The organism is Clostridium cuniculi (genome assembly GCF_004353185.1).
In the GTDB taxonomy this organism is placed as follows: domain Bacteria; phylum Bacillota; class Clostridia; order Clostridiales; family Clostridiaceae; genus Clostridium; species Clostridium cuniculi.
The window spans coordinates 75,460-99,819 of record NZ_SMUS01000008.1; the positions used below are offsets into that span (position 1 = coordinate 75,460).

Below are 24,360 nucleotides of genomic sequence, written 5' to 3' on the forward strand. Positions count from 1 at the left end.
AAAAAATAAGTATATTAAAGAAAGTTTTATTTTATTACTAAAGTAATATATAAAATTATTTTTCTTTTACGACAAAATATACAAAGTAATTATTTAAAATACCTCTATAAAAAACTTATGTTCATACTTAAGGATAATGATTAAAGCCTAAAATAAGAAAATATTAAAGATTTTGTTGGTAAAAAAAGGAATAATGTCTTACGAAATAAAAAAGTATTAAACATTAATTGACATAACTCTAATTATAAAAGTGATATTATTTTATTAGGAATTTTATGAGGAGAATGATAAGTATGGATTATGGTATTGAGGTGCCTAGCTATAGAAGGGTAGACAAAGAAAAAGAAAAAAAGAAATTAAATTTTGAAAATGGAATATTTACAATGGTAGTAACTTTAGCTTCGGGAGCTATGTTGAGTAGAGTTGGATTTGGATTTGTTGAAGGTTTATATTTGGCTCCATTTGGAATAGGATATCTTTTGTCGGTAGCTAAGAAAAGTGATGTAAAAAGGATGTTTTTAGTTTTCGCGACAGTTTTACTTGGTTACTTAACTGGAGGAAGCAAAAATATAGATATTATACTTTATATTTCTTTAGCAACAGTAATATTATTATGTAAATTTGTTTGTAATGCTTTAAATAAGGAATTTAAGAATAGAATAGCATTTTTAAGTATTATTATAACGTCTTTAGTTGTGGGATTATTAATAGGAGAACAAAGTTTTGAAATAAATTTAGTTTTTTCTTTAGCAAAAGCAATAGTTATAATACCTGTATTTTATATACTTAACTATGCAATTGGGTGTATGCAAGAAATAAACACTAACTATTTTTACTCTACAGAAGAATTAATTAGTATAGCTATATTAAGTTGTTTAGTTATAGCTGGAATAGGTAACTTTGTTATATTTGGAGTTGAAATAAGAACAATAATAGCATTAGCTATGGTTATTACAACAGCTTATGCGGCTGGAAGTAACTCTGGTGCAATATTAGGAGTAACAATGGGAATAATAATAGGAATTGCTAACAATGATTTATTAGTTGCGACTACAATGTATGGTATATGTGGATTAATTGTTGGTGTATTTAAAGAAACAGGAAAAATATTTTCTGTTTTAGCTTATTTAATATCATTATTTATGATATTGACTTACACTGGAAATATAACAGTTCAATCAATTATAGAAGTTGTTGCAGCAGGAATTATTATGATGTTAATTCCTGAAAAGACTATTAAAGAAATATTAAGGGAACTTAATAACGAAGAAAAAAGCAAGATAATAAGTGATGCTCAAGTTGAAGGAATAAAGCTAGAGTTTGTAGATAGATTAGAAGCTTTAAGAGGATCTTTAACTGCAGTAGCAACATCTATTGAGAGTTTATCTGGAAATGAAAAATTACTTATGAAAAATAAAGGAGCAGCAATGATTGAAAGTTTGGCTGATAGGGTATGTCAAGAGTGCGAAATGAATAATAAGTGTTGGGGAAGAGAACTTCACAGTACTTTTTCAGATTTCGGAGAGCTTATGTTAAGTTGTGAAAGTAAAAAAATATATTTACCTAAAGATTTAAATTTAAAATGTGTAAAAAGAAGTACGTTATTAAAGAGTGCTGAAGAATTATTTTCAACCTATACAGTAAATGAGGCGTTAAAATCTAGACTTATAGAGGGAAGAAGTGTAGTTGCTAATCAAATAAATAATATGTCTACTACAGTTGCAAGTATACTTGGAGATTTTAATAATAATGTAAATAGTTGTTTAGAGATAGATAAGCTATTAAGAAAGACATTGGTAAAAAATAAGATAAGATATAATAATATCTATTCATATACAGATAGAAAAGGTCGCTTAAAAATAAAAATAAAAATAGATAGCTATGATGGTGAAAACTACTGTAGAAAGTCAATTATCCCTGTTATTAGTGAACTAGTAAGAACACCTTTAAGTATAGCTGAAGATGGATGTAAGATTAATCCTGAAACTAATGAATGTTCCGTTACTATAGAAGAAGCTTACAAATATAATGTATCATCTTATGTATCATTTAATGTTAAAGATGGAGAGAAATATTCTGGAGATAGCTATAGTTTTGGACAAAATAAGGTTGGAGAATATGTAACTATAGTTAGTGATGGTATGGGATCAGGACCTGAGGCAGGCTTAGAAAGTGAAGCTGCAATAGAGTTAATAGAAAAATTTATGGAAGGTGGATTTAGTGAAGCAACTATGCTTAATGCTGTAAATTCTATAATGGGAATGAAGTTTAGTGAAGATGAGAAATTTACTACTTTAGATATGAACTCTATAGATTTATATACGGGCGAAATAGAATTTATTAAAGTTGGAGCAAGTATGAGTTTTATTAAGAAGGGAGATGAAGTTGAAGTTATTAATAGTTCATCTTTGCCTTTCGGAATATTAGATGATATAAATATTACTCCTATTAAGAAAAAGGTAAAACAGGGTGATATAATAGTTACAATAAGTGATGGAGTTATAGATGTAGATAAAGGAAATATTGGAGATTATTCTTGGATAGTAGATTATTTAAAGGGAGAACAAAATAATCCAGAACTAATTTCTAGAGAAATTTTAGAGTTAGCAAAGAAAAAATGTGATGGAAAAGTGCTTGATGATATGACTGTAGTTGTTTCAAAACTTTATGCTTGTTAAAAAGAATGAATATATATTTGAGTAAAATATATAAGTAGTATTAGTAAAGAAACATTTTATAAAGGTGCTCCATTGGAGCACTTTTATTGATATTTAAAAAGTTATTTAATTATGAATTTAGTACATATTGTATTTACATTAAAAATGTGTAAATATATTATAGAGTTATATTAAAACAATAGGAGAAGATAAGTGTTAAATAAAGTAATAGATTATATAAAAGAAAATAAACTTATACAACAAGGTGATCATATATTAGTTGCATTATCCGGAGGGCCGGATTCTGTTTGTTTATTACATATATTATATGAATTAAAAGATAAATTTAATTTAACTTTAGGTGCTATTCATATAAATCATATGTTAAGAGGTGAAGAATCCGATAAGGATGAAAAATATATAGTTAAGTTATGTGATGAATTAGGAATAAATCATTATGTAAAAAGAATAAATATAGAGTATGTTTCAAAAACTGCAAATGTATCTTTAGAAATGGCAGGAAGGAATGAAAGATATAAAGCATTCGAAGAAATAAGAACTAAACATGGATACAATAAGATTGCAGTAGCCCATAATGCAAATGATCAAGCTGAAACTGTATTGATGAGAATTATGAGAGGAACAGGATTAGAAGGTTTAACAGGAATAAAGGCCAATAGGGAAGATGGAATTATTAGACCTATATTATGCTTAAATAGACAAGAAATTGAGAAATATTGTGAAGAAAAAAGACTTAATCCTAGAATAGATGCTAGTAATTATGAAAGAATTCATAGTAGAAATAAAATTAGATTAGATATATTACCATATATGAAGGAACATTTTAATAAAGATATAATTGATACACTTAATAGAATGACAATATTATTACAAAAAGACAATGAATTTATAGAAGAATATTCCAATAGATGTTACAATATATATTGTGAAAATTTGGTTGGAAAATTAAAAATATCACGAGAGTTATTTAATAAAGAAATGGATTCAATTGTAACTAGAGTTATAATAAGAGCATTTAAGGAAATTTCTAATTCACATCAAAATTTTGAAATGAAGCATATATATGAAATTGTTAATTTAGCAAATAAGAATACTGGGAAAAAGTTAAATCTAACTAATAAAATAATATGTGAAAATTTATATGGTGACATTATTTTTAGCAAGGAAGAGAAACATAAAGAAGAATTATGTGATAACCGTGAAATTAGAATAGATAAAAATGAGATTTATGAAAAAGTTGTTTTTGATAATTATACAATGAGTTTTGAAATAATTGAAAATAAAGATAAGGTAGAATTTTCTAAAAACAGCTTAATAAAGTTATTTGATTATGATAATATAGAGAAAGAGATTGTAATCAGATATAGAAAAGATGGGGATAAGATTGTACCTTTAGGTATGAATGGAAGTAAAAAGCTTAAGGATATTTTTATTGATTTAAAAATACCAAGAGAAAAGAGAAATAATATTCCTATTTTATGTTTTGATGATAAAATCTCATGGATTGTGGGATATAAGACATCTCAACTATTTAAAGTGACAAAAGATACAAAAAAAATATTAAAAATAACCATGGATAGAAAGGAATAAGATCATGTTACAAGACGTAAAAGAGATATTATTTAGTGAAGAAGTTATTAATGCTAAAATAAAGGAATTAGCAATAAGAATTAGTGATGACTATAAAGGAAAAGATTTATTAGTTGTTGGAGTGTTAAAAGGTTCTGTAATATTTGCAGCAGAATTAATTAAAAATATAACAATACCTTGTGAAATTGACTTTATGGCAGTATCAAGCTATGGAAATTCATCAGAGACTACTGGAGTAGTTAGAATACTTAAAGATTTAGATCACGAAATTTCAGGCAAAGACATCATTATAGTAGAGGATATAGTTGATAGTGGAGTTACATTAGATTACTTATTAAATTACCTAAAGGCTAGAAAGGCTAATTCAGTTGAAATAGTATCATTACTGACTAAACCATCTAGAAGAAAGGTAGATATAGATTGTAAGTATATCGGATTTGAAGCTCCAGATGAATTCTTAGTTGGATATGGACTTGATTATGCTGAGAAGTATAGAAACTTACCTTTTGTAGGAATATTAAAAAGAGAGGTTTATGAAAAATAATTTTAATTAATATTAAAAAAATAAAATATACAAAGAAAGGGGGGCCTTGAATGAAGAAATATTCAAGTGCTACTGTATGGATAATAGCTTTAATACTATTATTTTTTGCTGCATCATTTCTTTTAAAAGGAGAAAGTAGTTCTGATAGAATAGTATTTAGTGATTTCCAACAAAAATGGATAAACAATGAAATTGAAAGTATAAGAGTAGACCCTGATAAGATGATTGTAACGGGGCAAACAAGAGATAATAAAAACTTTACAGTATATGCACCAAATTCTATGGTGGAAATGCTAAATAGTCAATATGCAAAAAATGATATTAAGATAGAATATGTTGCACCATCTAATAACAGTATATGGCTTAGTATAATACCAAGTGCTCTAATAATAATATTATTTTTAGTATTTATTTTCTTTTTTACGCAACAATCACAAGGTGGTGGCAGTGGAAAAGGTGTAATGAATTTTGGAAAAAGTAGAGCAAAGATGATGTCCCCAGATGCAAAAAGAGTAACTTTTGATGATGTTGCTGGAGCAGATGAAGAAAAAGCAGAGTTGGAAGAAATTGTTGATTTCTTGAAGGCACCATCTAGATATACTGAAATGGGAGCTAGAATACCAAAAGGTGTTTTATTAGTAGGTCCTCCAGGAACAGGTAAAACTTTACTTGCAAAAGCTATTGCAGGAGAAGCTGGAGTTCCATTCTTTAGTATATCAGGTTCAGACTTTGTTGAGATGTTTGTTGGTGTTGGTGCATCAAGAGTTAGAGATTTATTTGAGCAAGCAAAGAAAAATTCACCTGCATTAATATTTATAGATGAAATTGATGCTGTAGGTAGACAAAGAGGTGCTGGCCTTGGTGGAGGTCATGATGAAAGAGAACAAACACTTAATCAATTACTAGTTGAAATGGATGGATTTGGAGCAAATGAAGGTATAATAATGATAGCTGCTACAAATAGACCAGATATACTAGATCCAGCATTATTAAGACCAGGTAGATTTGACAGACAAATAGTTGTTCAAAGACCTGATAGAAAAGGAAGAGAAGCTGTATTACAAGTTCATACACAAAAGAAACCTTTAGAGGTTGATGTAAGTTTAGAAGTCTTAGCTAAGAGAACTCCAGGATTTAGTGGTGCTGACTTAGAAAATTTAGCTAATGAAGCTGCACTTTTAGCTGTTAGAAAAAATAAAAAAGCTATAGGAATGGAAGAATTTGAAGAAGCAATAACTAGAGTTATTGCTGGTCCAGAAAAGAAGAGTAGAACTATTAGTGAACATGATAGAAAACTTACTGCTTATCATGAAGCAGGGCATGCAGTGGTAATGAAATGCTTAAAGCATTCAGATCCTGTTCATGAAATAAGTATTATACCAAGAGGTATGGCTGGTGGTTATACTATGCACTTACCTACAGAAGATAGAGCTTATACTTCTAAAGAAAAACTACAAGATGAAATGGTAGGTCTTCTAGGTGGAAGAGTTGCTGAGAAATTAATTTTAGGAGATATAAGTACTGGAGCTAAGAATGATATAGATAGAGCTAGTTCAATTGCTAGAGCTATGGTTATGGAATATGGAATGAGTGATAAAATAGGAACTATTTCATATGGTGCTGATAATAATGAAGTATTTTTAGGAAGAGATCTTGGTAGAGGAAGAAACTTTAGTGAAGAAATTGGTGCTGAAATAGACAGAGAAGTTAAAAAGTTTATTGAAGTGGCTTACGATAGAGCTGAGGATCTTTTAAAGACAAATATAAATAAGCTTCATGCAGTAGCTAAGGAATTGTTAGATAAAGAAAAAATTGATGGTAAAGAATTTGAAATGATATTTGATGCAAACTAAAAAAGTAGCCTTTCGGCTACTTTTTTTCATAGTTGAAATATATTGCGAACTAAAGCGTTAATGCCGTGATGCCGAAAATTAATGATATAACCTCCATTAAGTCATATAATTTCGCTAAGAATTTATATTATTATTTCCATAAAATTAGCTAAAGCTTCGAAGTTCGCTATCGCTTACCTCAGCTTCTTAACGCTAATTTTATTACAATAATAATTAAATTCTAAAGCTTATTATATAATACTTTCTTCCGGTTATATCATTAATTTTTCTCTATCACTGGATTTAAAGCTTAGGTCTGCAATTTAAAAGTGAAAAACCTATAAAGTTAATGTTCTGTGCTATAAATTATTTTGATAGAATAATTATCTTTTAATTTAAAAAGTTTTGTTTTATTCAGGTTAAAATACTTTTAGTTAACGACTTGTCATATAGCATGTAGCAAAAGACATTAACTGAAAGGTGTTAGTTATAGGTAGTTACGTGAAAAAAGAAAAAATGAAATATTAATTTGGAAGGACCATTGAAATTAAGCCGTAGAATTTAATAATTGATGGAGTAAAGTTGCGTAAAGAAGTTTTTACTGTTTGAGCGAATAGCGAGTTTAAAAACTTTAGCCAACTTTACGGAATCAATTATATAAATTCTAGGTGAAAATTTCACGGTTACTGGAAAATAAATATTTCATTTTTTCGCTTCCACGTAACGAAGAATTTAGTTATTTTGAGATTTTTTCAAATAGATTTATAATTTCATCTATTTTCTCATCCCCATTACTATTTAAAATTGCATCCTTTACACAATGATCTAAATGTCTTCTTAAAATTTCAATATTAGACTTTTTTAATAATGATTGAACAGCTATTATTTGATTAGATATATCTATACAATATCTTTCATCTTCAATCATTTTGATTATACCCTCAATTTGCCCTTTTGCTATTTTAAGATTTTGAATTGCTTTTTTTCTCTCTTCCATAATTGCCTCCATAATTACCACCCCATAGGGGAGTATGCTTATATTATAAAAAAATTTTTTTATAAGTCAATATATTATTATTCTTTATTCCTATGATTTTTTTATTCAACTTTTTATTTCTACTTATACCTTTATTTTTCAGACATACTTTATACTCCTATAGTAAAAAATATAAACATAATATTTAAAGAGGTGATATTATGAGTAAAAGTGCTACAAAATCTGATCCTAGTTGTAAAGATTATGCAGAAAAAGTTAAAAATAAAGCTAATGAAAATACTCCTTTTGAAATTGATAAACCTACAAAACATTATTAATTAAATTTAATTCATTTTTCATAATAATTTTTAAAACTAAGAAAAACTTCTAGGATGATTTCCTAGAAGTTTTTTATTAGTTATTTTTGTAACTATCTACTAACATCATAAAGAATTTAAATAATACTACTGATATTATACCTGTTGTAATATATATTTGTATTCCTGATATTTGATTAACAATATTACCAAAAGTTTCATAACCTTGACCTGTTAAATATGCAGACATTTTACTTGATGCAACTGTTCCTATAGCCATAGGGAATGTTAATCCTGCAAATCCAGGATGGAATATAAATGAGAAGAATTTTGGTAATTTTATTATTATAAATATTAACGCGCAAATTACTGCAAAATATAAATAATATATTATAAATTTATTTGGTGTTTGAATAAAATTTAAATAACTTACTAAGCAAAGACTTGATGGTGCAAGTAAAATTGCTTGAGTGTGGAACATAGGATCCTTTAATTCATGTTTTACTAATCTATAAATCATAAATGGTATTATAATTGTAAATACAGCAATACCATAGTAAACAACTATTTTGCATATTAATGGCTCATTCATTACTCCTCCAACCACAGTTGAAACCATAATACCATTATAAGTAACAAACCAACTTGGAACAAAAGTTTGCATATTAACGCCTTTTATAACATTTCTATATGTAAATATTAAAATATGAATCGCATGTAAAATTAATCCTGTAAACCATAATGTTTTACCAAATATAGGACTTGCATTATAAAAATAACTACCTAAAATCATAGTTATCATTGTAAATCCTGCATAAAGAGATGCTGGTATTGTATTAGAATATTCTTGTAAACAAGTCTTAGGATATACAATCATTTTAGTTATATATGATAGTAATACTATAACTGCTACCCATGAAGTAATATGTCTTACCCAAGTATACCCCATATTAGAGTAAACAGTTGATAAAGTTAATGCACCTACCATTGTTGGTAAAATAGGAACTGGTAGATTTTTAATCTTTTGTAAAAATGTTTTATTATTCATATTTCCTCCTAAAATAATAATAAAATAAGTTCAATATATATTTTGTGCATTTTCATAGAGTTTAATCATTTGTTAATTTTTTCACTTAAAAATCTGCTAGCTTACTTAAACTCTTTTGAACAAATTAGATTATATATAGACTTTTTAATTTAGTATGTGATTTTTATCACAATATTGTTAATTTTTTAATTATTTTTTTTAAAATCATCTTTCTTTTTTTCCTTAATATTTATTTTTAGGATATATATGTTATTTTATTGTAAAAAAAGAGAGATGTATTTTTACATCTCTTAATATTATAAGCTTAATACTTTTTTATTATTCTTAACTAAAGTAACTTCATCTCCAACTTTTACTTTTCCGCCCTTTAACACTCTTGTAAATATACCATTCTTTGGCATTATACATTCACCAACTTGATAATAAATTGCACATTTATCATGACATTCCTTACCAATTTGAGTAACTTCTAATAAAATATCTTCTCCAATAGTTAATCTTTGACCTACTGGTAGCTTATTTAATTCAAATCCTTCGATAACTAAATTTTCTCCGAAAGCTCCAAAATCAACATTGCCACCTTTATTTCTGAAATCTTCAATTTTTTCTAGAGCTAAAAGACTAACTTGTCTATGCCATTTTCCAGCATGTGCATCTCCTTCTATTCCAAACTCTTCTATAAAATTTGCTTCTGAAACCTCATTTTTTAATGTTCCTTTATGCTTACTTGTACATATCGCTATAACTTTTCCCATTTTACTATCCTCCAATTTGATTCATAAATTTTAACTCTTTATGATCACTTTTCTCTAAAAACAAATGTTTTTCTGGCTTATCATAAATATTATCATAAATTAATTTTCTTAACTCTTTATCAGTTATTCCTGTTCTAAGTTTACTCTTTAAATCTATTCCATAATCAAAGTGTAAACATTGCTTTAAAAAACCTTCAGGCGTTAATCTAATTCTATTACATTCTTCACAAAAACAATTACTTATAGCGCTTATAAATCCAATCTTACCTTTAGCATTTTTTAATTTAATATATGATGCAGGTCCACCACTTTTACTTCTAACTACCTCTTCGTAATCTGAATAATTTTCAGATATAACTTTTAATACATCTTCATTAGTAGCACCTTTATAATTTATGGCAATTCCTATTGGCATAAGCTCTATAAATCTAACATCTATCTCTTTTTCTTTTGTAATATTAACAAAATCTATTATTTCATCTTTATTTATATCATTTACAATAACAGTGTTTAATTTAACTTTTATTCCTAAAGCTATTGCTTTATCTATTGCTTCTAAAACTTTATTTAACTTTCCTAATCTAGTTAATTTATTAAATCTTTCTTCATTTAATGAATCTAAACTAATATTAACTCCTTTAAGCCCATTCACCGCTAATTCATCTATCATATCAGCAAGTAAAATTCCATTAGTAGTTAAATAAATTTCTTCAATACCTGGAATACTATTTATTTTACTTACAAGCTTAACTAAATCAGGTCTTACAAGAGGTTCTCCTCCTGTTATTCTAACTTTTTTTATACCTAATTTAGAACTTTCTTTTACTATTCTATATATTTCATCATCAGTTAACTTTTCATCATTTTTTAAGAAACTATTATCTTTTTCATCCATACAATAAATACATCTTAAATTACACTTGTCAGTTACTGATACTCTCAAATAATCTATTTCTCTTCCAAATTTATCCTTCATATTAATTTAAGGGGTAATTTAAAAGTTAAACTCCCCACTCTTTCCTCCTGTTTTTTTAAGCAAATGAGTTCCTTCTATAACCATTCTCTTATCTACAGCTTTGCACATATCATAGATAGTTAATGCAGCAACCATAGCAGCTGTTAAAGCTTCCATTTCAACTCCTGTTTTATCAACTATTTTAACTGTAGCTGTTATTCCTATATAATTTTCTTCTTTATTTATATCAAAATCAACATTACAACTTGTTATCATTAAAGGATGGCACATTGGAATTAAATTTGATGTTTGTTTACTAGCCATTATTCCAGCAACTCTTGCAACTCCTAATACATCTCCTTTTCCAATTTTACCAGCTTCAATAAGCTCTAAAGTTTCTTTACTTACTCTAATTCTTGAAACTGCAATTGCAACTCTTGCAGTTTCTTTCTTTTCTGAAACATCAACCATTCGTGCATTTCCACTATTATCAAAATGAGTTAATTTATTATCCATAAAATTTATCCTGCTTTCTAAAATTATTTACCAAATGAACAATGTGGAAAAGTACATACCTTACAATCTAAACATAATCCACCATGTCCATATTCAGCTATATCATCTGCTGATAATCTTTCATCACTTAACACTCTTGGTAATACTAAATCTAAAACTGTTCTCTTTGAATACATTGCACAACTTGGAACTCCTAATATTGGAGTATTTCCATGGTAAGCTAATAAGAACATAGCCCCTGGAAGTACTGGTGATCCATAAGTTACAAGTTCTCCACCACATTCTTTTATAGCTGTTGGAGTTACATCATCTGGGTCAACTGACATTCCACCTGTACATATAACCATATCTACACCTTCTGATAAACCCTTTTGAATTTCTTCAATTATCCTTTCTTTCTCATCTGGTAATATCACTTGTCTTACAACTTCACTACCATAATACCCCAGCTTTTGCTTTATAACTGGTAAAAATGCATCTTTAATTCTACCTTTATAGACTTCATTACCTGTAGTTATTAAAAGACATTTCTTAGCTTTTATTTCCGCCACACTTATTATTTTCTCTTGAATTAAATTTTCAGCAGTTATAATTTTTTCTTCATCTATAATCAATGGAATAACTCTTGTTGCTCCAACTTTTTCACCTTTTTTTATAGGAGTATTATTATGTAATGTAGATACTATAATTTCTCCAAGTGAATTTAGTTTAAATAAATTAGCCTTATCTATTTTTAAGACTCCATCTCTATCAGCAAAGAAATCAACTTTTCCTTCTTTAATTTCCTCTGAAAGCTTAATTCCATCTCCAACAACTAAATTTGAAATTCTTGTTGCTGCATCATCTTCATGAAGTTGCCCCTCAACAGGCTCCCAAACATATACATTTTCTTTTCCTATTGATAATAACTTTTCAATATCCTCTTCCTTAATTATATGACCTTTTTTAAACAATCTTCCTTTAAACTCTCCTGGAATTATTTGAGTTACATCATGAGACAGTATACTTCCTACTGCATCTTCAACCTTTATCATTTTCATTACTCATACCTCCATTTTATTTTCTAGCACATTCTTTTGAAGTTCCTAATAATATATCAATTCCATGCTTAATATCATCTAATACATAATCTAAAGCCTCTTTACAAGCTTTAGGGCTTCCTGGTAAATTAACTATTAAGGTATCCTTTCTTATACCTGATACAGCTCTTGAAAGCATAGCTCTTTTAGTAATTTGCATACTATACATTCTTATTGCTTCACATATTCCAGGTGCTTCTCTTTCAAGTATGTCTTTTGTAGCTTCTGGAGTGATATCTCTTTTAGAAAATCCTGTTCCCCCAGTACTTAATACTAAATTAACTTTAAGTTCATCGCACATTACTTTAAACTCATTAGCAAGCATTTCTCTATCATCAGGTAATATAATTTGCTTTACTACAGTAAATCCTGCAGCTTCAACTAATTCTCTTACTACTTCTCCACTTTTATCTTCTCTTTCACCTGCATATCCTTTGTCACTACTTGTAATTATTCCAACTGTATACATTACAATTCCTCCAATTCTCTATATTCCTTTTCTGTATTTATATTAGAAAAATCCCTCTCTATAAATTTACTTTTATCATCACCTTCAATTACTTTTAAATCAAATGATTTTATTAATAATTGAAGCTTATTATTATTTTCTTTTATTGCTTCCTCAAGCTTAGGAATTATATTTTTAGAATATATACCACATAATGGCTGTAATCTTTCATTAACACTTGGTACCAATACATCATATTCTCTATCATAATTTCCTATAATATTTAATGTATCTTTAGTAATTAATGGCATGTCACAAGCAATACATAACACTTTATCTGTAGTTGAATTAATAAGAGCTGAATGTATTCCACTTAATGGACCATTGCCCTTATATATATCTTCAACTATTCTTAGATTAAATCCTCTATATTCTGCCAAATTATTTGAAATTATAATTATTTCTTTATAGTCTTTACCAGCTTCAATTATATGCTCTATAAACTTCTTCTCTTTATAATTCAATAAGGCTTTATTATTATAATTCATTCTACTACTTTTTCCACCAGCTAAAATAGCTAAAGTCTTATTTATCATAAGTATCTTCTCCTTAAAACTTTATGATATCTACTATTTCTCCTACTTTAAGTCCTTCATTTCCACCTTGAACTTCTATCATACAATTTGAATTTAAATTAGAGCTTAATATTCCATTGCCACTCTTAATCTGTGTTATATATACCATTTGTTTTCCTTGTTCAATAACAACTCTTCCTCTAATAAATCTTCGTTGAGGACTTTTTTTATTGAAATTATCACATAATATTGCTTCTTCTCTTTTTACTTCTAATTTCTCATATCCACACATTTTTTCTAATGAAGTTTTTACAAAAAGTTCAAATGCTGTTAAAGCAGCTGTAGGATTTCCTGATAAACTAATAACTAAAGCATTATTTACTTTGCTACAAAGTACAGCTGATCCTGGCTTTATTTTCACTTTCCAAAATAATCTTTTACCATTAATATTATCTATAGCTTCATTTAATAAGTCTTTCTCACCTACTGAAACTCCTCCAGTAGTAATTATTATATCTATATTATTTGAAATACTATTTATACATTCCTCTATTTGATTCTCTATATCTTTTACATGTGTAGTGTATTGAATATCATAACCTAATTCTTTAATTCTAGAAATTATACTATATTTATTACTATTAAATATTTTCCCTGGCATAAGAGCATCAGCTATATCTATTACCTCATCTCCAGTACTTATTAAAGCAATTTTAGGTAATTTATAAACTTTAATTTTTTCTATACCTGAACTAGCAATAATTCCTATATCTGCATAATCTAATTTTTTCCCCTTTTTAACTAATAAGGTACCTTTTTTTATATCTTCTCCCTTAAAACAAATATTTTCATTTTCTTTAACACTATTATTTAAGATAATGTAATTATCATCTCTTAAAGCAACATCTTCTTGCTTTATTACAGCATTTGCTCCACTTGGTATTGGTGCTCCTGTCATTATTCTTACTGCTGTTTTTGAAGTAACAATACTATCACATAAATTCCCTGCAAAAACTTTATCTATTACCTTAATCTTCTCTTTTAATTTACTATCTTCAGCTATTACTGCATATCCATCCATAGCTGATTTATCAAAAGGCGGATTATCAATTGTAGAATAAATATCCGTTGCTAAAACTCTTTTTATTCCATCAATTAAATTAACTTCTTCAACATCTAAATGTTCTACATTATCATTTAATATATTTATTGCTTCTTCTAACGATATAAATGACTTCATTTATTCACCCCTTAAATAAAAATAGACTTATTACTCCATATTTTAGGTACGAGTAATAAGCCTATTTTAAATATAAAAACCTAAAAATTAGTTCTTAACTTAACTAGTAAATAATTAAATATATTTAAATCAACTTATTTTCCTTCCCAAAACGTGGAGATGATATCTTTTCAAATATCACCCTTGAATTATATAAATTCCGGCTTAAGCTCCATAGAGTACTCCTTAGGATACTTAGCTCTAGAAAATATTTTATTGATAATTTTCAAAATCAAACTCTTTTTCTTTTTCAATTAAATCCGCAAGTTCTTTATAATTTTCTCTCTCTACTATAATTATATCATCAATATCTAAATTAGTATCACTTGCAATTGCAATTAACTTGTTCTTAGGAGTTATTATTTTTTCACTTACTCCTTCTCTAAATACTTCTATTTTTCTTAAATTACTTTTTTTATATCCCTCTATTAAAATAATATCTTTATCTAGTACCATTTTAATAATATCGTTAAGCTCAGTTTCTTCTTCTAACTCTTTTATCATAGCAAATCTATTTTTAGAAGAAATTATTACTGTTTCTGAACCTGCTTCTCTATGCTTATATGTATCTTTTCCTTTTTTATCTATATCAAATCCATGAACATCATGCTTTATAGTTGCTATACTATAGCCTCTAAATTTTAGTTCTTTTATTAATCCTTCAAGTAAATAAGTTTTTCCAACATTAGAACTTGATCCAACTATATTAACTACTTTGGACATTAATTTCATCCCTTATATTATATTTTTAGTTTGCATTATATAGACTTTTATTTGTTTTGTAAATAGTTTATTTTAATATAATGAGTTAGAGGAGAAAGGATTCTTTAAAATAGCTATTTAAATATCCCTTCTTCCTCTAACTCTCTTTAGTTTATTTTAATGGAAACTCCACTCTCTCCAATGGCTGAGTACACTAAAGTGTACCTTAACTTACTAAATTGAAAATTTGTAGTTTCAGGAAACTTCGTCTTGCCAAATTAAAATTTTGAGGCTTACTTATAGCTAAACTCAAAATTCTTTTCTATGTTAAAGAAATCCGCATAATCTATATCAAATAAACTCTTTGTTACTTTAGAAACATCAATGTTTTCTTTGATAAGTTGAGTTAGAACTCCAGCGTAAGATAAATCTCCTTGAATTATAGCTCCATAAATCTTTCCATCTTTATGAATTATCTTCTTATAGTTATCCCCTTCAACTTGAGTTTCAACTATATAAGTTTCATCGGCTGGCTCTACCATACCAAGAGACATTGTTGCTACCCCTACAAAGTTCATTGTGTTTTTGCTTCCAAAGAAATCAGTCATTATCATTTCTTTTCCTAGCATATTATGTGCTGCAATTATACCTTCTTTTACAGCTGTTGGCCATATTGGATTTCTACCAGTTACATCACCAGCACCATATATATTTTCTATATTAGTTTGCCCTTTTGCATCAATTATTAATCCAAATCTATCACATTCAATATTACTATTTTCCATGAAAGCAATATTTGATCTAACACCAGTAGCAACTACTACTAATTCACATGGTACTTCTTCTCCAGTATTTAATAATAAAGCTTTTGGATTATTATTTTCATCTAAAAGTAATTTTTCAGCCTTAACATCAAGCTTTAAAGAAACACCTTCTTCAGTAAATTTCTTTTCATAAACATCTGATGCATGTTTATCTAATTGTAATGGAAGTATTTTATTACTCATTTCAACTAAAGATATATTTAATCCTTGTCCAAGTAATCCACTAACTGCATCTATTCCAACAAGCCCAGCACCTAAAACTACTACATTTTTAACTTTCTTAGCTTGTTCTTTTATTAATACAGCATCATCTAAGTTTCTTAATCCAACTACATTATTACCTTCTCTTAGTCCTGGAACTGGTGGTATAAATGCAGATGCACCGCTACAGACTAATAATTTATCGTAGCTTAAAGTTTCACCATTTGATAATTCTAAAGTTTGTTCTTTATCATTAACACCTTTAACTTCTAAACCTTTCATCCAAGTTATGTTATTTTCTTCAAAGAAATTCTTACTTGTAAAGTTTAATGCATCAACATCTCTATGATTTGAAATATAATGATGAAGTATACATCTTGAATATACATTTTCATCCTTTGATACTAATACTATTTCAGCATCATTATCTAATTCTCTTAAAGTTTTAGCTCCACTAATACCTGCTGCAGAGGCTCCTATAACTACATATCTCATTATTCTGTTACCTCCTCTAAAGTAATTGCTCCCATTGGACATTTAGCTACACATTGTGCAGTTCCATGCTCTTTACATGCATCACATTTCATTATTTCCTTATGCATTCTGCTATCAGCTTTTAAAACACCATAAGGACATGCCATTATACACATATAACAGCTAGCGCAATGTTCTTTGTTATATGTAACTAATCCTGTTTCTTTATCTTTGCTCATTGCACCTGTCATACAAGTATAAACACACTCTGGTCTATCACAATGTCTACAGAAAATAGGTGCGTACTTTCCAGTACTATCTATTGTTATTCTACTTCTTGTATCTTCAGAATTATGAGCTACAATACATGCTGTTGTACAAGTTAAACAGCCTACACATTTATCTCTATCTATTTTAATTCTTTTCATCCTTAGTCACCCTCTACTTCTTAATGATATTTACTGCAACTGTTTTAAATGATGGCTCCTTTGAGTATGGATCATAAACTGAAGGAGTAAGTGCATTTGTTTCAATATAGTGAATTGGAGCATATAAATGATTTTTCTTAACCTGATCAGATATTTTTATAGTGAAATCTTTAGTTACTCCATTTTGAGATGCTATACTAACTCTTTCATTTTGAACTATATTTAATTCTGCTGCTAATTCTGGATTCATAAATGCATAAGATTCCTTTGAATAAATTCTTTCTGACTCAGGAATTTCTCTTGATCTAACTCCTGTATGCCATTGACCAACTGTTCCTCTTCCTGAATTAAATATATAAGGGAATTCTTCACTTGTTTGCGTTGGATTTTCAGCTATCTCTTCAAAATGGAATTTAGCCTTCTTTGATGGAGTATAATAGTTACCATCTTCAAATAATCTTCTTTCATCTTCAACTAAAGTTTCTCCAGCTCTAAATGGCCATTGAACTCCTCTTGAACCTTCCATATTTGGTCCTTCTAACATTTCATAAGTTACACCTGTAATATCACAAGGCATTCCTTTAGAACATTTCTTTAATAATTCAAATGTAGATCTTGGAGTTTCCCATCCATTTAATAAATCTCCCATTCCAAGTTCTTTACCTATGTTATAGAAGATTTCGAAATCTGATAATTCCCCTTCTTCTTTAGCAAGTACAGGATTAACCTTTGATAATCTTCTTTCAGTATTAATTAATACCCCTTCTTTTTTAAGTGCTGGCACTGAAGGTAAATATAAATCACAAAGTTTAGCACTATCTGTATCTTCATATATATCTTGAACAACAAAGAAATCTAAGTTCTTAACACATTTTTCGAATTCTTCATTATTTGCCCATGAATGTCTAGGGTTTGTACAAATTACCCATAATCCTTTAATTTCACCTGCAATAGCTTTTTCAATTATAGCATTGTAAGGAATTGTCGGCTTTGTAGCAAGTACACTTTCATCTACTCCTAAAGCTTCTGCTACAGCTTTTCTACGTACTGGATTATCAAAATCTCCACCACCGAATAATCCTGCTGTATTACTGAAAGCTCTTGATCCCATAGCATTACATTGTCCTGTTAATGAGTTTGCTCCTGTACCTGGTCTTCCAATATTTCCTGTTATTAATGCTAAATTGATTATAGATTGAGCTGTTCTAACTGCTTGGTAACCTTGGTTAACTCCCATTGTCCACCAGAATGAAACTCTTTCTCCTGCATGAATTATTTCTGCAAGTTCTACTACTCTTTCTGCACTTATTCCAGTTTCAGCTTCAACTTTATCTAAAGTAAATTTAGCAACATGATTCTTAAATTCTTCATATCCTTCTGTATGATTTTCTATATAATTAACATCAATATATCCTTTTTCTATTAATACATTAGCTAAAGTATACATTAATACTAAATCAGCCTTTGGCTTAATATCTATCCATATATCTGAATTCATAGCTGTTTCTGATTTTCTTGGATCTATTGTTATTATTTTAGCTTCTTTATTTTCTCTAATACGTCCCCAGAATACTGGATGAGCTATAACTGGATTAGCTCCAATTAAAATTATTGTATCTGAAAGTTCTGCATCATTTAATGTATATGGTGGAGCATCAAATCCAAAACTTTGCTTGTGTGCAACTACTGATGTAGCCATACATAATCTTGTATTACCATCCCCATTTATACCCATATAGTTTCTACCTACATGTCCTAATAAAGCCATGTCTTCTGTTGGCATTTGTCCTGTACTAATGAAAGCAACACTTTCCTTACCGTACTTTTCTTGAATGCTTGTCATTTTTTTAGCAAACGTTTTAAATGCCTCTTCCCATGAAACTTCTTTCATTTCTCCATTTTCATCTCTTAAAAGAGGTCTTTTTCTTGCTTTAATCTTAGTTTGTTGCTTGTCTAAATTTAATCCTTTTATACAACAAAATCCTTTGTTTACAGGATAGTCAACAGTTGGTGAAACTTTAGCTATTTTACCATTTTCCACGTAAAAATCTATATTACATGCTAAAGCACATAAGTTACAAGTTGATTGAATCTTCTTCATACTACTTTCATCTCCAGTTCAAAATTTTAATAAACTCTATATTCAGTATTATTTCCACTTTATTTTATCATTAAAGATTATTGATAACTGTGATTATAATCACAATTTTCTATTTTTATTGTCATTATTTTAACAATATTATCGAAAAAAATGCTATTAGATTATTTTCATAACCTAATAGCTTATAAATTTAACTATTTACTATTTCTCCTCCATTTATATGTATAGTTTGACCTGTAATATATGATGCTGCTTCTGAAGCTAAAAATACATATGCCCCTGCACATTCAACCGGCTGTCCTGCTCTTGCCATAGGTGTATTTGAACCAAACTGTGGAATCTCTGTTGATTCAAAACTTGATGGAATTAGTGGTGTCCATATTGGTCCAGGAGCAACTGCATTAACCCTTATTCCACTTTTCTTTTTAGCCAAGGATGTTGATAGTGATCTTGTTAGTGATACTATAGCGCCCTTAGTCATAGAGTAATCTATTAGTTTCTCATTACCTGCATATGCAGTAACTGATGCAGTATTTATTATACATGCTCCTGATTTCATATATTTTAATGCAGCTCTAGTCATATAAAAAGTTCCATATATATTAGTTTTCATTGTTTTATCAAACTGCATATCTGTAATTTCCTTAAAATCTTTGCACTCATACTGAACTGCCGCATTATTTACTAAAATATCTATTTTTCCATATTCCTTAATTACAGTTTCTATAGCTTCAGTACAAAACTTACCATCTGCTATATCTCCTTGAATAATACTACACTTTCTTCCTACTGTTTCAATAAGCTTTTTAGTATCCTCTGCATCTTTTAACTCATCATAATATATTATAACAATATCTGCTCCTTGATAAGCATAAGCTAAAGATACGGCTCTTCCGATACCACTATCTCCTCCCGTTATTATTGCAACTTTATCTTTTAATAAATCACCTTTTTTAATATACTTTTCATCATAATAAATAGGTGTAGGATTCATTACACTCTCAAATCCTGGATGTTTATCTTGATGTTGCGCTGGAAAGCTAGTTGGAAAATTCATATTATCACTCCTAACAATTTATTTAATATAAATTATTATTAGTAACTTTTGCTTTTATAATACTTATTAATTTTATAAAAAGCTCACTATAGTAATATATCTTTACTATAATGAGCTTTTAACTACAAATAATTTAATCTATCTTTCCTTCAATAATTCATCAAAAACAGCCTTAGCTTCTGCTAAACATGTTCCACAGCCTTTTCCACAATTAGTTGCATCTTGGAGCTCTTGAAAAGTATCTGCTCCATTTTCTATTGCTCTTTCTATATCATCTACTGATACATTAAAACAATAACATATCTTTTTATTCTTATCCATATGCTTTACCTCCATATATTTAATCTATTTCATACATAGTCTAAGCACTTTAACTAATTGCTATTCAAATTTTTCGCAACCTTATGGAATGGAATATTACTCTAAAATTGAATCTATAATTTTTCTTGCAATAGTATTTTTATCTGGTAACATTGGTAAATTATCTTTGCTGTACCAATCTGCATGGATAATTTCATCACCATCAACCTTTATATCTCCACTTTCATATTCTGCTGTGAATCCAATCATAATAGAATTAGGATATGGCCATGGCTGACTTGAAAAATATTTAATATTTTTTACCTTTATATTTATCTCCTCTAACACTTCACGTTTTACACACTCTTCTAAAGTCTCATTTACATCTACAAATCCAGCTACATTACTATGTAATCCTTCTGGAAAGCTCTTATTATTTGCTAATAAAATCTTATCTCCTTTAGTTATTCCTACTATAATTGCAGGACAAACTTGTGGGTAACTCATATATCCACACTTCTTACACTTCATTGCAAACTCATATCCAACAAATTCATTTTCTCCACCACATACCCCACAAAACTTATTAGTTTTATGAAAATGGATAATTTGAGATGCTCTTCCACAAACAGGTGCAATATCCTTATCAATAATAGGAATTACTTGTCTTAGGCCAATGAATTTTAATTCTCCTGATACCTTAACACATGAGCTTATTTCTCCACAAAAACAATGTATTTCATTAACTTTCCCTAAATGATACATTATTTCAAGTCCACTAATTAAATTTTTGACATCCTTAAATGTTGGAATAAATACTTTTCCCATATCTTCTTTAATTAACATCATTTTATCTTTAAATAAAAAATATAAATCCTCATCTCTATTTCCATCTGGCAATTTAGAATCAGCTATAAAATTCATATAATTATCGTTATTAATCATATATTTATCCTCCTCTACTCTTCTATAATTTCACAATGCATATACTTCTCCGCTTCATTCCATGGCACAATAAAACCTTGCCCCTTAGAACAAAATACCGAATTTGAAGAATATTCCATATCTGCATTTTTGTTATAAGCTCTTTTTTCAATAACCTCTTGGGTATTATGACATATATCATATCCGTCAAATATTAAATTTATATTTCCTCGTCCTTTAGTAAATGCAATAAGCTCCATACTGTAATTCATAAAGGTTGATACAGGTCCTCTTCCTGTTATCCTCACTTTATTTAAACTAGTTTCTGGTGAATTAAAAGTACCATAAAGTCTTTGAATATCTGATAAAACTCTTCCCATATATTCTAACTCTACATCTATTGTAAATTTATAAAATGGCTCTAACAATATATTATCTGCCTTTTCTAATCCTTGTCTTAATGCTCTAAAGGTTGCTTCTCTAAAGTCCCCACCTTCCGTATGCTTATTATGCGCTCTACCAGTTAAAAGAGTCACCTTAATATCAGTAATTTCTGAACCAGTTAATATACCATTATGTTTTCTTTCAAATAAATGAGTTTTTATTAAATTTTGATGTCCTGTAGTTAAATTATCAGTATGACATTTGTTTTCAAAAATAATTCCAGAACCTCTTGAAATACTTTCTAACTTTAAATGTACTTCAGCATAATGTTTTAACGGCTCAAAATGTCCATAACCATTAACTATATTATTTATAGTTTCTTTATATATTATTTCACATGGTCCAAAATCTACATTAAACTTAAATCTTTCTAATATAACTTCTTTTAATACTTCTAATTGTATCTTACCCATAATATGAACATGTATTTCTTGAAGAGTTTCATTCCAAGTAACATTTAGAGCAGGATCTTCAGCTTCTAATATTCTAAAATATCCTAATATTTCTTTTACATTACATGTTTTATCAAAAATTACACTACACATTAACGTTGGAATCATATTAAATTTTAATTTTTCCTTTAATGCTCCAACGCCATCACCTACATTTAAACTTGTAAGACCTGTTACTGCAAAAATATCCCCAGCCACAGCTTTATCTACTGTAGAAAATTTATTTCCATTATAAATTCTTATACCACTTATTTTTTCTTTAAAATCCCCATTATTTATTTCATCTCTAACTTTTAGTATCCCACTTAAAGCTTTAATAAATGTAATCCTTGTTCCATTATTATCATGTCGTACTTTATATACAATTCCTGAAAATTCCTCATTTTCGTTATAATTAGTAACTGTTAACTCTTCTAAAGAATTTAAAAACTCTGAAATCCCTTCATCTTGAAGAGCAGAACCTGCAAAACAGGGAAATATATTTTCCTCTTTAATTAAACTTCTTAACTTCTTGATCCATAACTCTTTATTATATTCCCCATTGAAATACATTTCTAATAACTCTTCATCTCTTTCAGCTATAAATTCTATTAACTCTTCTTTAATCTCTGTAATACTCTCTATATAGCAAATATTTTCAGTTAAATTTGCTTTTATTTCATTAATTACATTCTCTAAATCTGCTCCCGTTCTATCTAATTTATTAATAAAGAAAAATGTAGGAACTTTATATTTTCTTAATAATTTCCATACTGTTTCTGTATGAGATTGTACTCCCTCTACTGCACTTATCACTATAATTGCATAATCCATAATTCCCATAGCTCTTTCCATTTCACAAGAAAAATCTATATGTCCTGGAGTATCTATTAAATAATATTTTGATTTTCCTATTTCAAATACCGCTTGGTCTGAGAATACTGTAATTCCCCTTTCTTTTTCTATATCATGACTATCTAAAAATGAATTTTTATGATCTACTCTTCCTCTACTTCTAATAGACTTAGTATGATAAAGAATTTGTTCAGAAAAAGTGGTTTTTCCAGCATCTACATGAGCTAATACCCCTATTGTTTTTTTCATATAATCACCTTTTTCTATAAACGCTAAATAAATTTATATTTAAATTATATCATGAGTATCCGTAATTACCATTTAAGATTTTATTACAATAAAAAAACACAGCAATAGTAATTTATATTCTACTACTGCTGTGTAAATCTTTCCTATTAAATATATGACTCAGATACTTTAATAAAATATTTTTTTGTTAAATATAAAAGCTGACAAGTTGTCTTTATTGTATAAAATATATCATTTATACAATCTTCCTCTAAACTTAAATACTCCTGTCTATTTATCTTTAATTCTTCAAGATAATCTATAGAGTCATCTATATTTTCTAAAATATTTTCAAAAATATCTTTATTATTTCTCAAAGTCTTTCTTAACATTAAATGCAAAGCAACTTCATATGCAAAATGATTTTTCATATCTTTGCCATAATATTCTTCTAAATGATACTTACAAAAGCAATCTGCAATATAATGAGCTATTTTTCCTATAATAAATGATACTTCATTAATATCTAAATCATTATTTTCAATGTAATCTTTATATTCTAGCATTTTATCTTTAGAAACACTATATGTGTGCTTTATCTTATTTCCTCTCTTGTGTAAATCTGGCTCTACACACCCTGCTAAAAATCTTTTTTTATTTAAATTTAAATTATATTTTTCATTGCATAACTTGTAACAATATGAGCCTATAACCCAATGAGTGTTTACTAGCATAAGATTCTCCCCTCGTCAGAATTTTAAAATAATCTATAATCCCGACAATATTATTATACAATAAT

22 protein-coding genes and 1 riboswitch are annotated in these 24,360 nt (G+C 28.2%); of the genes, 4 read left to right on the top strand and 18 right to left on the bottom strand.

The features are described 5' to 3' along the window. Nucleotides 1–293: 293 nt before the first annotated feature. The 4 genes from spoIIE to ftsH all read left to right on the top strand — a co-directional run bounded on the left by spoIIE (nt 294) and on the right by ftsH (nt 6,665). A complete protein-coding gene (gene spoIIE / locus EJJ37_RS05570) occupies nt 294–2,678 on the top strand; it encodes a stage II sporulation protein E (RefSeq protein WP_133014607.1) in 2,385 nt (794 codons plus the stop codon). A 192-nt stretch (nt 2,679–2,870) separates the two neighbouring features. Continuing rightward, nucleotides 2,871–4,268, top strand: a complete 1,398-nt coding sequence (tilS, locus tag EJJ37_RS05575) for a tRNA lysidine(34) synthetase TilS (protein ID WP_133014608.1) — start codon at nt 2,871–2,873, stop codon at nt 4,266–4,268. A gap of 4 nt (nt 4,269–4,272) precedes the next feature. Beyond that, nucleotides 4,273–4,812, top strand: coding sequence for a hypoxanthine phosphoribosyltransferase (gene hpt, locus EJJ37_RS05580; protein WP_133014609.1), 540 nt, complete (start codon nt 4,273–4,275; stop codon nt 4,810–4,812). Between the two features lie 50 nt (nt 4,813–4,862). Next, the gene (gene ftsH / locus EJJ37_RS05585) at nt 4,863–6,665 is read left to right on the top strand and encodes an ATP-dependent zinc metalloprotease FtsH (protein ID WP_133014610.1); all 1,803 of its coding nucleotides are present in this window, start codon (nt 4,863–4,865) and stop codon (nt 6,663–6,665) included. A gap of 715 nt (nt 6,666–7,380) precedes the next feature. Here ftsH and EJJ37_RS05590 read toward each other — a convergent pair. From EJJ37_RS05590 to EJJ37_RS05675, 18 genes are all read right to left on the bottom strand, one after another. Next, a complete protein-coding gene (locus EJJ37_RS05590; protein ID WP_133014666.1) occupies nt 7,381–7,644 on the bottom strand; it encodes a metal-sensing transcriptional repressor in 264 nt (87 codons plus the stop codon). 390 nt (nt 7,645–8,034) lie between these two features. Continuing rightward, on the bottom strand, nt 8,035–8,985 hold the full coding sequence (locus EJJ37_RS05595) for a TDT family transporter (RefSeq protein ID WP_133014611.1): 951 nt from the start codon (nt 8,983–8,985) through the stop codon (nt 8,035–8,037). A gap of 296 nt (nt 8,986–9,281) precedes the next feature. Then, a complete protein-coding gene (locus EJJ37_RS05600) occupies nt 9,282–9,740 on the bottom strand; it encodes an MOSC domain-containing protein (RefSeq protein WP_133014612.1) in 459 nt (152 codons plus the stop codon). Between the two features lie 4 nt (nt 9,741–9,744). Next, nucleotides 9,745–10,716, bottom strand: coding sequence for a GTP 3',8-cyclase MoaA (gene moaA / locus EJJ37_RS05605; RefSeq protein ID WP_133014613.1), 972 nt, complete (start codon nt 10,714–10,716; stop codon nt 9,745–9,747). An 18-nt stretch (nt 10,717–10,734) separates the two neighbouring features. Beyond that, nucleotides 10,735–11,211 (bottom strand): cyclic pyranopterin monophosphate synthase MoaC, encoded by a 477-nt coding sequence (gene moaC / locus EJJ37_RS05610; protein ID WP_133014614.1) that lies wholly within the window; start codon nt 11,209–11,211, stop codon nt 10,735–10,737. 23 nt (nt 11,212–11,234) lie between these two features. After that, nucleotides 11,235–12,251 (bottom strand): molybdopterin-binding protein, encoded by a 1,017-nt coding sequence (locus EJJ37_RS05615; RefSeq protein WP_133014615.1) that lies wholly within the window; start codon nt 12,249–12,251, stop codon nt 11,235–11,237. A gap of 16 nt (nt 12,252–12,267) precedes the next feature. After that, nucleotides 12,268–12,759, bottom strand: a complete 492-nt coding sequence (locus EJJ37_RS05620) for a MogA/MoaB family molybdenum cofactor biosynthesis protein (RefSeq protein ID WP_133014616.1) — start codon at nt 12,757–12,759, stop codon at nt 12,268–12,270. Further along, the gene (gene mobA / locus EJJ37_RS05625; RefSeq protein ID WP_133014617.1) at nt 12,759–13,334 is read right to left on the bottom strand and encodes a molybdenum cofactor guanylyltransferase; all 576 of its coding nucleotides are present in this window, start codon (nt 13,332–13,334) and stop codon (nt 12,759–12,761) included. Before mobA ends, EJJ37_RS05620 begins: the two co-directional genes overlap by 1 nt. 13 nt (nt 13,335–13,347) lie before the next feature. Beyond that, entirely contained in the window at nt 13,348–14,553 is a 1,206-nt protein-coding gene (locus tag EJJ37_RS05630) for a molybdopterin molybdotransferase MoeA (protein ID WP_133014618.1), read from the bottom strand. Nucleotides 14,554–14,676: 123 nt separating this feature from the next. Continuing rightward, nucleotides 14,677–14,811, bottom strand: a riboswitch (molybdenum cofactor riboswitch). Further along, a complete protein-coding gene (mobB, locus tag EJJ37_RS05635) occupies nt 14,806–15,315 on the bottom strand; it encodes a molybdopterin-guanine dinucleotide biosynthesis protein B (RefSeq protein ID WP_133014619.1) in 510 nt (169 codons plus the stop codon). Its footprint overlaps the riboswitch before it by 6 nt. Nucleotides 15,316–15,587: 272 nt before the next feature. Then, the gene (locus EJJ37_RS05640) at nt 15,588–16,814 is read right to left on the bottom strand and encodes an NAD(P)/FAD-dependent oxidoreductase (protein WP_133014620.1); all 1,227 of its coding nucleotides are present in this window, start codon (nt 16,812–16,814) and stop codon (nt 15,588–15,590) included. Continuing rightward, complete coding sequence (locus EJJ37_RS05645; protein ID WP_133014621.1) at nt 16,814–17,221, bottom strand: 4Fe-4S dicluster domain-containing protein; 408 nt, start codon at nt 17,219–17,221, stop codon at nt 16,814–16,816. The genes EJJ37_RS05640 and EJJ37_RS05645 overlap by 1 nt, the downstream gene beginning before the upstream one ends. Before the next feature lie 13 nt (nt 17,222–17,234). Then, a complete protein-coding gene (locus EJJ37_RS05650) occupies nt 17,235–19,322 on the bottom strand; it encodes a molybdopterin oxidoreductase family protein (protein ID WP_133014622.1) in 2,088 nt (695 codons plus the stop codon). Nucleotides 19,323–19,512: 190 nt separating this feature from the next. After that, a complete protein-coding gene (locus EJJ37_RS05655) occupies nt 19,513–20,379 on the bottom strand; it encodes an SDR family oxidoreductase (protein WP_133014623.1) in 867 nt (288 codons plus the stop codon). Between the two features lie 138 nt (nt 20,380–20,517). Beyond that, nucleotides 20,518–20,700, bottom strand: a complete 183-nt coding sequence (locus EJJ37_RS05660; RefSeq protein WP_133014624.1) for a (2Fe-2S)-binding protein — start codon at nt 20,698–20,700, stop codon at nt 20,518–20,520. Between the two features lie 96 nt (nt 20,701–20,796). Then, nucleotides 20,797–21,624 carry an NAD(+) diphosphatase gene (nudC, locus tag EJJ37_RS05665; RefSeq protein WP_133014625.1) on the bottom strand — a complete coding sequence of 276 codons (828 nt, stop codon included), beginning with the start codon at nt 21,622–21,624 and terminating at the stop codon, nt 20,797–20,799. Nucleotides 21,625–21,638: 14 nt separating this feature from the next. Then, on the bottom strand, nt 21,639–23,582 hold the full coding sequence (locus EJJ37_RS05670; protein WP_133014626.1) for a GTP-binding protein: 1,944 nt from the start codon (nt 23,580–23,582) through the stop codon (nt 21,639–21,641). A 146-nt stretch (nt 23,583–23,728) separates the two neighbouring features. After that, complete coding sequence (locus tag EJJ37_RS05675; RefSeq protein WP_133014627.1) at nt 23,729–24,295, bottom strand: zinc dependent phospholipase C family protein; 567 nt, start codon at nt 24,293–24,295, stop codon at nt 23,729–23,731. Between the last annotated feature and the right edge of the window lie 65 nt (nt 24,296–24,360).

What these genes read in the sequence shown, in the direction of transcription:
- spoIIE (WP_133014607.1), top strand. Translation starts at nt 294, where the DNA reads ATGGATTATGGTATTGAGGTGCCTAGCTATAGAAGGGTAGACAAAGAA.
- hpt (WP_133014609.1), top strand. Translation starts at nt 4,273, where the DNA reads ATGTTACAAGACGTAAAAGAGATATTATTTAGTGAAGAAGTTATTAAT.
- ftsH (WP_133014610.1), top strand. Translation starts at nt 4,863, where the DNA reads ATGAAGAAATATTCAAGTGCTACTGTATGGATAATAGCTTTAATACTA.
- EJJ37_RS05595 (WP_133014611.1), bottom strand. Translation starts at nt 8,985, where the DNA reads ATGAATAATAAAACATTTTTACAAAAGATTAAAAATCTACCAGTTCCT.
- EJJ37_RS05600 (WP_133014612.1), bottom strand. Translation starts at nt 9,740, where the DNA reads ATGGGAAAAGTTATAGCGATATGTACAAGTAAGCATAAAGGAACATTA.
- moaA (WP_133014613.1), bottom strand. Translation starts at nt 10,716, where the DNA reads ATGAAGGATAAATTTGGAAGAGAAATAGATTATTTGAGAGTATCAGTA.
- moaC (WP_133014614.1), bottom strand. Translation starts at nt 11,211, where the DNA reads ATGGATAATAAATTAACTCATTTTGATAATAGTGGAAATGCACGAATG.
- EJJ37_RS05615 (WP_133014615.1), bottom strand. Translation starts at nt 12,251, where the DNA reads ATGAAAATGATAAAGGTTGAAGATGCAGTAGGAAGTATACTGTCTCAT.
- EJJ37_RS05620 (WP_133014616.1), bottom strand. Translation starts at nt 12,759, where the DNA reads ATGTATACAGTTGGAATAATTACAAGTAGTGACAAAGGATATGCAGGT.
- mobA (WP_133014617.1), bottom strand. Translation starts at nt 13,334, where the DNA reads ATGATAAATAAGACTTTAGCTATTTTAGCTGGTGGAAAAAGTAGTAGA.
- EJJ37_RS05630 (WP_133014618.1), bottom strand. Translation starts at nt 14,553, where the DNA reads ATGAAGTCATTTATATCGTTAGAAGAAGCAATAAATATATTAAATGAT.
- mobB (WP_133014619.1), bottom strand. Translation starts at nt 15,315, where the DNA reads ATGTCCAAAGTAGTTAATATAGTTGGATCAAGTTCTAATGTTGGAAAA.
- EJJ37_RS05640 (WP_133014620.1), bottom strand. Translation starts at nt 16,814, where the DNA reads ATGAGATATGTAGTTATAGGAGCCTCTGCAGCAGGTATTAGTGGAGCT.
- EJJ37_RS05645 (WP_133014621.1), bottom strand. Translation starts at nt 17,221, where the DNA reads ATGAAAAGAATTAAAATAGATAGAGATAAATGTGTAGGCTGTTTAACT.
- EJJ37_RS05650 (WP_133014622.1), bottom strand. Translation starts at nt 19,322, where the DNA reads ATGAAGAAGATTCAATCAACTTGTAACTTATGTGCTTTAGCATGTAAT.
- EJJ37_RS05655 (WP_133014623.1), bottom strand. Translation starts at nt 20,379, where the DNA reads ATGAATTTTCCAACTAGCTTTCCAGCGCAACATCAAGATAAACATCCA.
- EJJ37_RS05660 (WP_133014624.1), bottom strand. Translation starts at nt 20,700, where the DNA reads ATGGATAAGAATAAAAAGATATGTTATTGTTTTAATGTATCAGTAGAT.
- nudC (WP_133014625.1), bottom strand. Translation starts at nt 21,624, where the DNA reads ATGATTAATAACGATAATTATATGAATTTTATAGCTGATTCTAAATTG.
- EJJ37_RS05670 (WP_133014626.1), bottom strand. Translation starts at nt 23,582, where the DNA reads ATGAAAAAAACAATAGGGGTATTAGCTCATGTAGATGCTGGAAAAACC.
- EJJ37_RS05675 (WP_133014627.1), bottom strand. Translation starts at nt 24,295, where the DNA reads ATGCTAGTAAACACTCATTGGGTTATAGGCTCATATTGTTACAAGTTA.